Source organism: Microcystis flos-aquae FACHB-1344, from assembly GCF_014698375.1.
Classification (GTDB): domain Bacteria; phylum Cyanobacteriota; class Cyanobacteriia; order Cyanobacteriales; family Microcystaceae; genus Microcystis; species Microcystis aeruginosa.
In genome coordinates, this window is sequence record NZ_JACJSW010000232.1 from 1 (window position 1) to 14,049 (window position 14,049).

Consider the following 14,049-nt stretch of genomic DNA (forward strand, 5'->3'; position numbering starts at 1 on the left):
AATGGCAGAGTTGGAAAAACAGATTAATCGACTTCCCCATTTGCCAAAGTGGTTTGTGGAAATCCCTTATCAAACCACTTGACTATTGGATCATCTTTTTTATGGAGTTCTCTAAGACCAGAACAGAGTAAATCTGTTAAGGCAGGTGCGAAAAATCCTTCGGGAAAGAAGCAGAAACCTAAATCGTGAGGTTTGGGAATCACCGTCCGTTTACGGCGGTGAGGATGTCAAGAATTCTTTTTAAGGTTGCCTAGAGTTATTTTACCAGCTTTTTTCTCCCCACTTCCCCCACCCCGACCTAGTGGGACTTAGACAAAAAACAAATCGAGAAAAGCCTCAACTCCAATCCCCGCTTGGGATTTACTTCGAGAAGCCCAAAATCGCTGAAACCCAGATAGATCAAGGAAAATCATAAATCGAGGTTAACCCTTTGTCCCGTAATGGTTTGAGCCTTTTTTGCTGACCGAAAACGCCTAAGTCCCACTAGCTAAAAAATTCGATTTATCAGTAGGTAATTTTTTGCAAGGATTATCATATTCAAGCTTATAATTAGGATAAGTCGAAAGCACATTTAAAGGCGCACTAACAGCAATTTTATCGGTATTAACATCAAATCCTTCTGGAAAATTCTTCTCTTTTTCTCTAGGAAATCCATAAACCGTTACGGAATTTAACCCAGCTTGAAAATTAACAATTTTCACAGGTTTAGCATTCTCAATCTTAATCTTGATAATCGCTATATCAACTTCTGGATTAGAATATTCTTTACACCATTGCGCCTCGTATTCTTTCCCTTGATAATTCACTATTAAACAGGGTAAAAGATAAATAACGTGATGACAAGTAATGAGATAACCATCTTCTCGAATAATAAACCCAGAACCCACTGTATCCCCTTTTTCATTGAGGATTTTAACCATTGATTCTTGTAGATAATCGAGATTTAATTTAGTCATTATTCTTCACTTAAATCAAAATTAATTCTTTGATAAATATCCAGCAATGACATTTGAAAATCAACAGAATGAAACCTTAAAACATCCTTGTCTGATTCAGATGCTTTAAATAACCATTCCCCATCATTTTGTCGATAAAATTGCTCAATATAATAACGGTATTGATCGATTAAAATATATTCCTTAAAACCAGGAATTGAGCGATAAAACTTAAACTTATCAGTGCGGTCATAATCTCGAGTTGATTTCGACAAAACCTCGACAATAATTAACGCATTAGTTACAGTGTTTGTGCCTTTTCCCTCATATAATGGCTTGCCTTTAATCACCATTACATCAGGATAAGTATAAAAGCGATATATTGGCATCCATAACCTTACATCACTCATAAAAGCCCAATAATCTTCATTATTAATCTTAGCTGGAAAATTTTTATAAAAATTACCAGCAATCAGATTATGATTAGTTGTTGCTCCCGTCATAGGAATAATTTCTCCATCCAGATATTCATTTTTGTATTCTGCTGTTTCTTCTAGGCGACAGTATTCTTCAGGTGTGTAATACTGTTTTTCGATTTGAACTTGCATACTAACCTCCTTTATCTTGGTTAAATTGCCATTCAATAGCAACTTTAATATTAGCTTGTGCTGAACCTTTTGTCACCAAAGGAATCCCCGTTTCACCCCCTACTTGTAACCCAAATTCTCAAGTAACCTTACTGGGTGGATTGCCTTGGGAAACTCCCTGTTTTATCAAAGTTAATAACAATTGTGCATATTCATTAACAATATTAGTAACTCCTGCTTGAAAATTTTTTGTTCTTTCTTCTATATCCTCGAAAAATCCTAATGCTTGCAATTGCTCCCTATCACTTTCTTCGTACTGCATATAAATTTTTGCACCATCGGAGGCTTGTATTTCTGTGGTTTTTATTGACATTTTATCCTAACCTCAATTTGTGGGAATTTAGCAGGGTAAGCGCATCTAAAAATGTAGCAAATTATACAGACATCTAAGACAAGTAATATGGTGTAGGCAAGGGGCATGGCAAATTTTCAGCCTTCCTTGTCTGAATCTGGCTGCTAGGAGATAATTCCTCTTGTTCCCCTAGATACCAGAATTGCTCATGTCCAAAGGATTTGCTCCCACACAGACTCAACCAACGAACCGTCGGAAAACCCTTGAGGCTCTAGCTCTGAGTCAGCGAGGTGATTGTTTTCATCGTTGATTTTACATTTTCTGGAGGCTTTTTCTGAGATTATTTGATACTCAATTGAATTGTAGCTAAAAGCTGATGGCGACAAAATATTAGTATTTCTTATCTAATTCTCTGTTCCCGCAGAAAAGCGCTCTCTAGTTGTCAAATTTAACTTGACTGGACTGTATAACAGCCATTTTCCCACACAGACCCCTAGAGAGCTTTTATCATAAAGATGAAGTATAAGCTAATTCGGTATCGACGATCGACTCCCACCTGAATCCTTACGATAACTGTTAAGTGGGTGGGTGTAATTAAATATAAGATGAACGTAGGTTGGGTTGAAGTATGAAACCCAACGCCCGATCATGTTACGCTACCGCTAACCCATCCTACAAATAATTGTGCCTCCCTACTTATAAGTAATTATTGAGAAAATAAATCTCCATACTTAATTTTCTCGTGGCACAATAGAGACAAAGTATAAAAAACTTAACAATAAGGAGAGGTTCGATGGTTGCTACACCAGTCAAAACAAAACGTCTCACCGTGCAGGTGGCCAATCTCACCGCAGACACTACCGCTATTCGTTCCCTCGATTGGGATCGCGATCGCTTCGATATTGAATTCGGATTACAAAACGGTACGACTTATAACTCCTATCTGATTCGTGGGGAAAAAATCGCCCTTGTGGATACCTCTCACGAAAAATTCCGTCAACTATATTTTGATAGTCTCAACGGATTAATTAACCCCCAAGAAATCGATTATTTAATTATCAGTCATACCGAACCCGATCACAGTGGGTTAGTCAGAGATATATTGCAACTCGCTCCCAATATTACCGTCGTTGGGTCGAAAGTAGCAATTCAGTTTTTAGAGAATTTAGTTCATCATCCCTTTCAACGTCAACTGGTCAAAAATGGCGATCAGTTAGACCTAGGCAACGGTCACATTCTCGAATTCGTTAATGCTCCTAATTTACACTGGCCCGATACTATTTTTACCTACGATCACGGTTCGGGAATTTTATTTACCTGTGATGCCTTCGGAATGCACTACTGTTCCGATGATCTTTACGATGAGCAATTAAGTGTTATTGAACCGGATTATCGTTTCTATTATGAATGTTTAATGGCTCCTAATGCTCGTTCGGTACTAGCGGCGATGAAAAGGATGGAACCCCTAGGTAATATTAATCTCGTGGCTAATGGTCATGGACCGCTATTAAAACATAATGTTACTGAATTATTGACCCATTATCGTGATTGGAGTCAGGCACAAACTAAGGCAGAAAAAACCGTTGCAGTTTTCTATGTTTCCGATTATGGTTATAGCGATCGCCTCTGTCAATCTATTGCCAAAGGTATTACTAAAACTGGTGTAGCTGTAGAAACTCTAGACCTGAAATCCGCCGACCCCCAAGAGGTAAAAGAATTAGCTTCTTCCGCGGTGGGAATCGTCATCGGTACTCCCCCCGTTTCTGGTATTCATGCCCAAGAAATTACGGGGAATCTAGGCACAATTCTCGCCTCGGTTAACCCCAAACAATACCTCGGAATGTTTGAATCTCAAGGGGATGATGATGAACCGATTTTACCTCTATTTAATAAGTTTCGTGAAGTTGGCTTAACCAAAGCTTTCGATCCCATTCGTAGCGCGGAAACTCCTAACGAGAGTCTCTATCAACGCTGTGAAGAAGCGGGGACAGATATGGGACAACTATTAACCCAAGAGGTAAAAGTTAAACAAAGAAAATCCCTCGATACTGACCTTGATAAAGCCATCGGACGCATTAGCAGTGGTCTATATATTATTACCACCAAGAAAGGAGACAGAAGCGGGGCAATGGTCGCTTCTTGGGTGACTCAAGCAAGTTTTGATCCTCCCGGTTTTACCGTTGCTGTGGCCAAAGATCGGGCGATCGAGTCTTTACTGCAAGTGGGGGATCAATTCATTTTAAATATTCTGGAAGAAGGCAATTATCAAACCCTGATGAAACACTTTTTAAAACGTTTCGGACCGGGGGAAGATCGTTTTGCAGGAGTCGATACTCGCACGGCTAATAATGGTTCCCCAATTTTAGCCGATGCCCTCGCTTATTTAGAATGTGAGGTAGTTAGTCGTATGGAATGTGCTGACCACTGGATTGTTTACAATAAAGTCGCCGATGGTCGCGTTTCTAAACCTGATGGTTTAACGGCTGTTCACCATCGCAAAGTCGGTAATTATTATTAGGATTCTTGCTTGATTTGACTGGTTGAGAAAATACAGATCAAGATGCTTACTCTCAGCTTTTGAGATGGTTTAACCTCTCAACCAGTTAGTCATACTAAATCCGTTGAGTATAGGCTACATATCAGGAGAGGCAATAGGCACTCTTGCAATAGGCAAAAGGAGCAATAGATAATCAGTTTTTAATAACCGGATTTAGTATCACATCTGATCACTGATTACTTACCCACTGATAACTGATAACTGATAACTGATAACTGATAACTGATAACTGTTCCTATTGACTAACACCCGCAGATTTAAGGGCTTTTTCCATCAAAATTACATGGGTACTGCTTTCCTGTCCCTGGTTGGCAGCACGACGCTGAATATAACTGCCGTCGGATTGTAATTCCCATGCTTGCCGGTTATCTGACAACATAATGCCGAGAATTTCTTCCAGTTCCTTGGCGATCGCTGGTTCATCGATGGGTGTCACTGCTTCCACGCGACGAGTCAGGTTCCGCGTCATCCAATCGGCGCTACCAATATAAACCTCCTCCTGACCACCATTGTAGAAGTAAAAAATGCGGGAATGTTCCAAAAAGCGGCCGATAATGCTAATTACTCGGATATTTTCGCTCACTTCCGGCAATCCGGGCCGTAAACAACAGATACCACGAATAATTAAGTCAATCTGCACGCCAGCACGAGAAGCGGCGTATAAGGCTTCTATAATCGGTTTATCGACAATAGAGTTCATTTTTGCGACAATGCGCCCCGTACCGCCATTTTTACAGTTTTTGGCCTCGCGATCGATCATTGCTAACATCCGTTTTCGCAAACTCACCGGAGCAATTAAAAGTTTGCGGTAGGATTGCTGACGGGAGTATCCGGTCAGAAAGTTAAATAAATCGGTGATATCTGCCCCCAAATCCTCGCGACAGCTAAGTAAACCCAAATCAGTGTATAATTTAGCCGTTTTTGGGTTATAATTACCCGTGCCAATATGGAAATAACGACGGATTTTATCCCCTTCTTTTCTGACCACGAGAACCACTTTCGTATGGGTTTTTAGACCAACTAAGCCATAAACAACGTGAACTCCGGCTTGTTCGAGCTTTTTCGCCCAAGTAATGTTATTTTCCTCATCAAAGCGAGCTTTTAGTTCCACTAACGCCGCTACCTGTTTACCATTTTCTGCGGCTGCAATCAGGGAATTGACAATCGGGGAATCTCCGGAAGTACGATACAAAGTCATTTTAATCGCTAAAACATGGGCATCATGGGCAGCCTGGGCGATAAACTGTTGTACCGAGGCACTAAAGGAATGGTAAGGGTGATGAACGAGAATATCGTTATTGCGAATTAAAGTAAAAATATCTTCGCCATCCTGTTCTAGTATCCCGTCTTCGTTACCGTCAACTATTTCTCGCAATCCCTGTAAAACCGTTGGGGTGACAGGATTCCAAGGCGGATCTTTCAGTTCGGGACAGGGTAAAGACATAAAATAAAATAAATCTTTGTGTCCCAGCAGTCCATCCACATCGTAAACATCGATCTCCTCAAGTCCCAGATCGCGCATGATCCGGTTTTTAATATTGCTAGGAGTAGAACTGTGAATTTCCAGACGTACTGCCGATTTACCGATGCGGCGCTTGCGTACTTCTTCCTCGATCGCTAATAATAAATCATCGGCCTCATCTTCTTCGACGGAGATATCGGCGTTGCGCGTCACCCGAAAAGGATAACATTCTTGAATGATCATGCCGGGGAAAAGTGCCTCTAAATTGTGCATTACCACCTGTTCCAGAGGCACTCCCGTCCAAATCGAAGCTTTTCCGTCTTGGTGGCGTAATTCTTTGGATAATGCCAGAAAACGGGGGAAAACCTGCGGCACTTTCACCCTGGCAAATAGTTCTTTATCGGTGTCGGGATCGCGAACGACTACGGCTAAATTGAGACTAAGATTAGAAATATAGGGAAAAGGATGACTAGGATCCACCGCTAGGGGAGTTAAAACGGGGAAAATATTTTGTTCAAAGTAATCATGGAGATAATTGCGCTGTTCTTGATGTAAATCCACATAGTTAATCAGATGAATTCCCTGTTCTACTAAGAGGTTTTTCAGGGTGTGTTCAAAAAGATGATCCTGCTGTTGCACAAGGGGACGCAGACGTTTACTTATCTCGGTTAGCTGTTCCGAGGCAGTCCTGCCATCGGCACTTAAAACGGCTACATTTGCCTCTACCTGTTGTTTAAGAACTGCCACCCGTACCATAAAAAATTCGTCGAGATTGGCACAAAAAATGGCGGTAAATTTTAATCTTTCCAGTAGGGGAGTCCGAGGATCAAGTGCCTCATAAAGCACGCGATGATTAAATTCTAACCAGCTTAATTCTCGGTTAAAGTAATATTGCGAATCTTTAAGATCGATTTCGGAAGTTACGCTAGGAGCTTTAGCCATAGAGTCTAATACCTAAATAATAGATTAAACAGTTAGTAAGAAGCCACTTAAGCCTAAATTTGACTATTTTGGGCGTTTTTTTAGGCTACACTGCCCCAGATTAACCAAAGTTACCCCGATTATCTTGGATGCTAATCCTACTGATTCTAGCCTGACCGGGGAAAAAATCAATTTATTAAAAGGTTAAGAAATCAATCCCGACAGATCAAGGTTAAATTAATCTTTCAGTGAAATTAGAGTGCCAGGAAGAACAATAGGCATAATTTGCTGAGAATATCGTCTTTAAAGCCTTGCTTTGATTATAACACAAAGTCGAGCCGATTTGTTAAATATATCATCTCAAACTTAAGGCAATAAACCGAATCAGAATATTTGATAAGGATGATGATTAGATTGCCAATTAATCATTAGTGTATATAGGGATTGCGGCAAAAAGTACGGGCGAAGCATTCGGGCAATAACCTATCGGTGAAACCGTAGATTTTCTATCCGAATGCTTCGCCCCTACAGGACGCGGGCTGATGAAGTGCCTACATTTCACATTTATTCAGCAAGCCCTAATTAATTCGTCAATATTTATTGACAGCTTCTCTTTGTCAATAAACTTACCAAACTTTAATCCTTAAAACTTTAAATCCAACTTATTTGTCTTAAAGTCCAGAAAACGGGTTTCTCCGAGAAACCCGTTTTCTAGGTGACTTAATGCTTCTTTCCAGGGTTCATCATAATTGGCGGTTGTTGGGTTCATTTGAATTGTCCGCTTACTCCTAGGGTGTGAAGCGTGATAGCGTAACGCACCGATTTAATAATAGAGGTGGTGCGTTACGGCGGATTGTTGATGCGTGTTTTTTTGACGGAATTGTTAGCCGCCTAACGCACCCTACGCCTACTTAATTAAACAAAGAAATTACCCACTGTAATGTTCCCTAAAGCTGGCAAAGTACCGGTAAATCCGGTGATATTTATTAATAAATCATTGCTGGATTGGAAGCCAGCCGTGCTATCATTAATAACGAGGTAAGTTCCAGCTATTGCACCGGTTGTTACCTGCACTAAGGCGGCACTATTAACCCCTAATCCTTGATTACCTGTAATCGCTCCATTAGCATCAGTAAATACCTGATTGATTAAATTCTGTAAAGTGGTGACAGTGCTATTAGCAGCACGACTGAAATTGCTAGGCGCACTCGTGGCGTTTCCAGCTTGAGTTAATAAGTCAATTTTATCACTATTGATGGCAAAATCTGTGATACGATCGCTTGTTGATATGGTAGATTGACCAAATTGGAAGACGAAGGTATCTGCACCTAAACCACCGGTTAAAGTATCAGCACCGTTAGCGCCATTGATTTGATTAATACCACTATTTCCGGTGATTTTATTGTTACCAGCGTTACCCGTACCATTAACATTATTACTGCTAATTAGTCTGAGGTTTTCCACATTGTTGGGTAAGGTGCGAGTAAGACTGGTTTGCCAAGTATCAGTAATGATAACTTCTCCTATTCCTCCTTCGGGATTGATGGTAGCATTAACCGGATTGGAGAGGGTGACGGTGAAGACTTCATCAGGTTCATTGAGGTTATCATTGAGGAGGGGAATGCTAATAGTAGCGGTGGCAGTATTAGCAGCAATGGTGATAGTTCCGGTTTTGCTAGTGTAATCTACATCGGCGGTAGCATCAATGGGCCCAGTGGTATAGTTGAAGCTAATTGGTTGCGGATTGGGGTTATCAACTGTGACGGTGAGGATGGCATTATTATCTAAGCCTTCGACCACGGTAATATTATTGATGGAGAGTTGGGAAAAGTCGTCATTATTAATTGTCCCCGTCACTGGGGTGGTGGTCCCAACTGTATAACCTGTCCCAGAAGCAAGGGTTAAAATGACAGTCTCATCACTTTCTACTATTGTGTCAGGAGTGGGGTCAACTGTGACGGTAGCAGTCGCTGAATTAGCAGCAAAGGTGACGCTGGTGGGAAGTAAAGTGTAATCGTTTCCATTGGTTGCTGTCCCTTCAACTGTATAGTTGACGGTTAAGGGATTAGTTGTATCTCCTGTGCGGGTGAAAGTGTAGATGAGATTGCTTGTCCCGTCTTCGGTAACACTACTGGGAGAGATAGCAAGAGTGATACTAGGTAAATCATCATTGGTAATTGTCCCGGTAACTGCGTCAGGAGTACCTATTGTATAACCTGTCCCGGCAGCGAGGGTTAACGCTACGGTTTCATCAGTTTCTACTGTGGTGTCAGGAGTGGGGTCAACTGTGACGGTAGCAGTGGTAGCATTAGCAGCAAAGGTGACGCTGGTGGGAAGTAAAGTGTAATCGTTTCCATTGGTTGCTGTCCCACTAATACTGTAGTTGACGGTTAAGGAATTAGTGGTTACTCCACTACGGGTGAAGGTATAAATCAGATTTGTTGTCCCGTCTTCGGTAACGCTTGCGGGGGAAACTGCTAGGGTGACACTGGTATCATCGTTGGTAATTGTCCCGGTAACTGCGTTGGTCGTACCTATTGTATAACCTGTCCCGGCAGCGAGGGTTAAAGCGACGGTTTCGTTGTTTTCTACTGTGGTGTCAGGAGTGGGGTCAACCATTACAGTCGCAATCGCAGAATTGGCCTCGAAGATAACGCTGGTGGGAAGTAAAGTGTAATCGTTTCCATTGGTTGCTGTCCCACCAATACTGTAGTTGACGGTTAAGGGATTAGTTGTATCTCCTGTACGCATGAAGATGTAGATGAGATTACTTGTCCCATCTTCGGTAACACTACTAGGAGAAACCGCAAGAGTAACACTGGGAAGGGTGACATTGGTAATTGTCCCCGTCACTGGGGTGGTGGTCCCAACTGTATAACCTGTCCCCGCAGCAAGGGTTAAAATGACAGTCTCATCACTTTCTACTATTGTGTCAGGAGTGGGGTCAACTGTGACGGTAGCAGTGGATGAACCAGCAGCGAAGGTGACTGTATTATTAGTCCCTGTACGAGTGTAGTCGGTATTAAGGGTAGCTGTCCCTCCGAGGGTGTAATTGACGGTTAAGGGATTAGTGGTTAATCCACTACGGGTGAAGGTATAAATCAGATTTGTTGTCCCGTCTTCGGTGACGCTTGCGGGAGAAACTGCTAGGGTGACACTGGTATCATCATTGGTAATTGTTCCCGTCACTGGAGTAGTCGTACCTACTGTATAACCTGTCCCCGCAGCAAGAGTTAAAATGACAGTCTCATCACTTTCTACTATTGTGTCAGGAGTGGGGTCAATTGTGACGGTAGCAGTGGATGAACCAGCAGCGAAGGTGACTGTATTATTAGTCCCTGTACGAGTGTAGTCGGTATTAAGGGTAGCTGTCCCTCCGAGGGTGTAATTGACGGTTAAGGGATTAGTGGTTAATCCACTACGGGTGAAGGTATAAATCAGATTTGTTGTCCCGTCTTCGGTGACGCTTGCGGGGGAAACTGCAAGAGTGACACTGGTATCATCATTGGTAATTGTCCCCGTCACTGGAGTGGTGGTCCCAACTGTATAACCTGTCCCGGCAGCGAGGGTTAAAATGACGGTTTCGTTACTTTCTACTATTGTGTCAGGAGTGGGGTCAACTGTGACGGTAGCAGTGGATGAACCAGCAGCGAAGGTGACTGTATTATTAGTCCCGGTACGAGTGTAGTCGGTATTAAGGGTAGCTGTCCCTCCGAGGGTGTAATTGACGGTTAAGGGATTAGTGGTTAATCCACTACGGGTGAAGGTATAAATCAGATTTGTTGTCCCGTCTTCGGTGACGCTTGCGGGGGAAACTGCAAGAGTGACACTGGTATCATCGTTGGTAATCGTCCCCGTCACTGAAGTGGTGGTCCCAACTGTATAACCTGTCCCGGCAGCGAGGGTTAAAATGACGGTTTCGTTACTTTCTACTATTGTGTCAGCAGTGGGGTCTATTGTGACTTTAGCAGTGGTAGCATTAGCAGCGAAAGTCACTGTCCCAGTGGTACTGGTGAAAGTTGCTGCACCGCTTTGGGTATAATCTGTGCTAAAAGTAGCTGTCCCCCCGACTGTATAGTTAACTGTTAAAGCATCGGTGGTTACTCCGCTACGGGTGAAGGTATAGGCCATATTAGCTGTCCCATCTTCACTAACACTGCTGGGAGAAATAGAAAGAGTAACAGTTTGTGGGTTGGTAAACTCACTTACATCAATAATCTTTAAACCACCCTCCCCATCAGCTACATAGGCATAGTTCCCGACTATTTGTACACCTAAAGCCAAGCCAGAAGTATCATAATTACCCTTGAGAGTGGGATTTGTCGGGTTGCTGATGTCGATGATTTGCAGTCCACTCCCATCAGCTACATAAGCATAGTTACCGACTACTTGTACATCCCTAGCCTGGCCAAAAGTATCATAATTACCCTTGAGAGTGGGGTTTGTCGGGTTGCTGATGTCGATGATTTGCAGTCCTGAACCCAAATCAGCGACATAAGCATAGTTACCGACTATTTGTACGTCCAAAGCATAAGAAGTATTATAATTACCCTTGAGGGTGGGGTTTGTTGGGTTGCTGATGTCGATGATTTGCAGTCCTGAGCCCCAATCAGCTATATAAGCATAGTTACCGACTATTTGTACATCATAAGCATAGCCAGAAGTATTATAATTACCCTTGAGAGTGGGGTTTGTCGGGTTGCTGATGTCGATGATTTGCAGTCCTGAACTATCATCAGCTACATAAGCATAGTCACCGACCACTTGTACATCCCGAGCATAGCCAGAAGTATTATAATTACCCTTAAAGGTGGGGTTTGTCGGGTTGCTGATGTCGATGATTTGCAGTCCTGGACCTCCATCAGCTACATAAGCATAGTTACCGACTATTTGTACACCAGAAGCACCACCAGAAGTATCATAATTACCCTTGAGAGTGGGGTTTGTCGGGTTGCTGATGTCGATGATTTGCAGTCCCGAATAAGCATCAGCTACATAAGCATAGTTACCGACTATTTGTACACCATAAGCAATGCCAGAAGTATCATAATTACCCTTGAGAGTGGGGGTTGTCGGGTTGCTGATGTCGATGATTTGCAGTCCTGAATTCCAATCAGCTACATAAGCATAGTTACCGACTATTTGTACATCCCTAGCATAGCCAGAAGTATCATAATTGCCCTTAAAGATGGGATTTGTCGGGTTGCTGATGTCGATGATTTGCAGTCCTGAACCACCACCATCAGCTACATAAGCATAGTTGTCCACTATTTGTACACCTAAAGCCTGGCCAGAAGTATTATAATTACCCTTAAAGGTGGGGTTTGTCGGGTTGCTGATGTCGATGATTTGCAGTCCTGAATAATCATCAGCTACATAAGCATAGTTACCGACTACTTGTACATCATTAGCATAGCCAGGAGTATCATAATTACCCTTGAAAGTGGGGTTTGTCGGGTTGCTGATGTCGATGATTTGTAGTCCTGAACCCCCATCAGCTACATAAGCATAGTTACCGACTATTTGTACATCAATAGCATAGCCAGAAGTATTATAATTACCCTTGAGAGTGGGGGTTGTCGGGTTGCTGATGTCGATGATTTGCAGTCCTGAACCACCACCATCAGCTACATAAGCATAGTTACCGACTATTTGTACACCTAAAGCCAAGCCAGAAGTATCATAATTACCCTTGAGAGTGGGAGTTGTAGGGTTGCTGATATCGATGATTTGCAGTCCTGAACCCCAATCAGCTACATAAGCATAGTTACCGACTATTTGTACATCTTGACCCTCATAAATATCATAATTACCCTTAAAAGTCGGGTTACTGGGGTTACTAATATCAATAATCTCCAGAGTGTCCCCCACTGCATAAGCATAGTTACCTACTACTGTCACCCCATAGGCAACGCTTAATCTATCCCATACTCCCACTAATGTGGGCGCAAATACTCCGGGATAAGTGTTGAGTATATCCGGCTGAAAAACCCCAGATGTCTGCAACTCCGACAAATCTAAGGTTTCAATAAAGGTTTTATTCTCTCCCTTTATCGCGGGGAAACTCACCTCTAACTCCCAACTTCCTCCTAAGGCTGCATTTCCTACCCGTCTGCTGGAAGCGGCTATTTTCGCTCCGGTAATTTGGGATAATTTATTAATAAACTCTGTCCCGGCATCTCCCGCCGCGACCTGACAACCGTACAGTAGAATACGATTAATCTTTGCCCAATTCTGTAACTGTTGGCGGTAATCGTAAATATTTGTTAAATTAAGTTGACAATTCCCTAAATATAAGCACCCCGGCGCACCATGGGAAACCAGGTGAATGGTGGTAATCTGGGGATTTTGTTGTAAAAAAGCGGTGATTTGTTCGACACCATCTTCCTTGGGAGAGAGAATAACGGTGGCGACTTCTGGAATTACTCCAGCTTGGAGACTTTGATAATCGCTAACACCAGCATCGAGGAAAACTACAGTAGCGGTTAAACGCTGATTTCTCGCACTATTCACCTGATTAGCTTGACTCAAGCCATCAGATTGAGCAAAATTGAACAAAACATCGTCAACAGCAGGAAAGCTCGGCAAAAGGGTAGAAGTCATGACGTTAACTGCAAAAGATTAATGCGACTATTTTATGCAAAGAATCCCGAATTTTTCAAGGTTTCTATAACAAAAATTTACAGAAAACGGGTTTCTCAAAGAAACCCGTTTTCTAAGAAACCCGTTTTCTAGATATTGATTTTTGCCAAAGACTGCTTAAATTCTGCGAGAGAATTAGCGGTAGCTGCTAATTTTAGTAGCTCTTCTAAGATAGTAGGGTTAGTCATTTTGCCGATTATCTCTTCAATTTCTGAAGAAATCTCTCCAAACCGCACAGTTAAAACTGTTTTGATGGCATCGCGGCTTTTTTCTAGCACCCCAATTTCCTTACCAATTTCCTTGCCTATTTCTTTACCGCGTTCGATTCCTCGTAACTCCATATTACTCATTAAAGGCATGGTTCTTTCCTCCTCAAATTGTTTGATTTTACTCTCTAAGCTTGACTGTAATTCAGGGGATAAAGTCATCATATTGTCGATGATTTCAAACAGTTTACTAAGTAAGGTAGGTATTACCCACACTACTTATTTATGATGATACTAAAAGACTTCCTACACTCCTCAAAAGAATTTACTATAAGTGCGGCTTTTAACATCTCTTCTAAAACCGAAATAACTGAAGCATCATTGAGA

At 42.2% G+C, this 14,049-nt stretch carries 7 protein-coding genes and 2 pseudogenes; 1 reads left to right on the forward strand and 8 read right to left on the reverse strand.

Annotated elements, in window-relative coordinates:
• Positions 1 to 473 precede the first annotated feature (473 nt).
• The 4 genes and pseudogenes from H6G48_RS24885 to H6G48_RS24895 all read right to left on the reverse strand — a co-directional run bounded on the left by H6G48_RS24885 (position 474) and on the right by H6G48_RS24895 (position 1,895).
• Entirely contained in the window at positions 474 to 956 is a 483-nt protein-coding gene (locus H6G48_RS24885) for a S1 family peptidase (RefSeq protein WP_242034771.1), read from the reverse strand.
• Positions 956 to 1,543 (reverse strand): Uma2 family endonuclease, encoded by a 588-nt coding sequence (locus tag H6G48_RS24890; protein WP_190723746.1) that lies wholly within the window; start codon positions 1,541 to 1,543, stop codon positions 956 to 958. The genes H6G48_RS24885 and H6G48_RS24890 overlap by 1 nt, the downstream gene beginning before the upstream one ends.
• Before the next feature lies 1 nt (position 1,544).
• Positions 1,545 to 1,649 (reverse strand): annotated as a pseudogene (locus H6G48_RS26685) (CU044_2847 family protein); the annotation flags it as partial.
• A gap of 12 nt (positions 1,650 to 1,661) precedes the next feature.
• A complete protein-coding gene (locus H6G48_RS24895; RefSeq protein ID WP_242034772.1) occupies positions 1,662 to 1,895 on the reverse strand; it encodes a hypothetical protein in 234 nt (77 codons plus the stop codon).
• A gap of 772 nt (positions 1,896 to 2,667) precedes the next feature.
• Between H6G48_RS24895 and H6G48_RS24900 the strand changes: the two genes are divergently transcribed.
• Positions 2,668 to 4,392, forward strand: coding sequence for a diflavin flavoprotein (locus H6G48_RS24900; protein WP_190723747.1), 1,725 nt, complete (start codon positions 2,668 to 2,670; stop codon positions 4,390 to 4,392).
• A 274-nt stretch (positions 4,393 to 4,666) separates the two neighbouring features.
• On the opposite strand, the gene ppk1 is transcribed toward H6G48_RS24900, so the two are convergent.
• The 4 genes and pseudogenes from ppk1 to H6G48_RS24915 form a co-directional block, all read right to left on the reverse strand.
• Positions 4,667 to 6,835 carry a polyphosphate kinase 1 gene (gene ppk1 / locus H6G48_RS24905; RefSeq protein ID WP_190723748.1) on the reverse strand — a complete coding sequence of 723 codons (2,169 nt, stop codon included), beginning with the start codon at positions 6,833 to 6,835 and terminating at the stop codon, positions 4,667 to 4,669.
• Between the two features lie 622 nt (positions 6,836 to 7,457).
• Positions 7,458 to 7,583, reverse strand: coding sequence for a hypothetical protein (locus tag H6G48_RS27000; RefSeq protein ID WP_277925745.1), 126 nt, complete (start codon positions 7,581 to 7,583; stop codon positions 7,458 to 7,460).
• 146 nt (positions 7,584 to 7,729) lie between these two features.
• Positions 7,730 to 13,417: a Calx-beta domain-containing protein gene (locus H6G48_RS24910; RefSeq protein ID WP_190723749.1), complete on the reverse strand. Its 5,688-nt coding sequence runs from the start codon at positions 13,415 to 13,417 to the stop codon at positions 7,730 to 7,732.
• A gap of 128 nt (positions 13,418 to 13,545) precedes the next feature.
• Positions 13,546 to 13,911, reverse strand: a pseudogene (locus H6G48_RS24915) (hypothetical protein); the annotation flags it as partial.
• Positions 13,912 to 14,049: the final 138 nt, after the last annotated feature.

What these genes read in the sequence shown, in the direction of transcription:
- H6G48_RS24900 (WP_190723747.1), top strand. Translation starts at nt 2,668, where the DNA reads ATGGTTGCTACACCAGTCAAAACAAAACGTCTCACCGTGCAGGTGGCC.
- H6G48_RS24885 (WP_242034771.1), bottom strand. Translation starts at nt 956, where the DNA reads ATGACTAAATTAAATCTCGATTATCTACAAGAATCAATGGTTAAAATC.
- H6G48_RS24895 (WP_242034772.1), bottom strand. Translation starts at nt 1,895, where the DNA reads ATGTCAATAAAAACCACAGAAATACAAGCCTCCGATGGTGCAAAAATT.
- H6G48_RS24910 (WP_190723749.1), bottom strand. Translation starts at nt 13,417, where the DNA reads ATGACTTCTACCCTTTTGCCGAGCTTTCCTGCTGTTGACGATGTTTTG.
- ppk1 (WP_190723748.1), bottom strand. Translation starts at nt 6,835, where the DNA reads ATGGCTAAAGCTCCTAGCGTAACTTCCGAAATCGATCTTAAAGATTCG.
- H6G48_RS27000 (WP_277925745.1), bottom strand. Translation starts at nt 7,583, where the DNA reads ATGAACCCAACAACCGCCAATTATGATGAACCCTGGAAAGAAGCATTA.
- H6G48_RS24890 (WP_190723746.1), bottom strand. Translation starts at nt 1,543, where the DNA reads ATGCAAGTTCAAATCGAAAAACAGTATTACACACCTGAAGAATACTGT.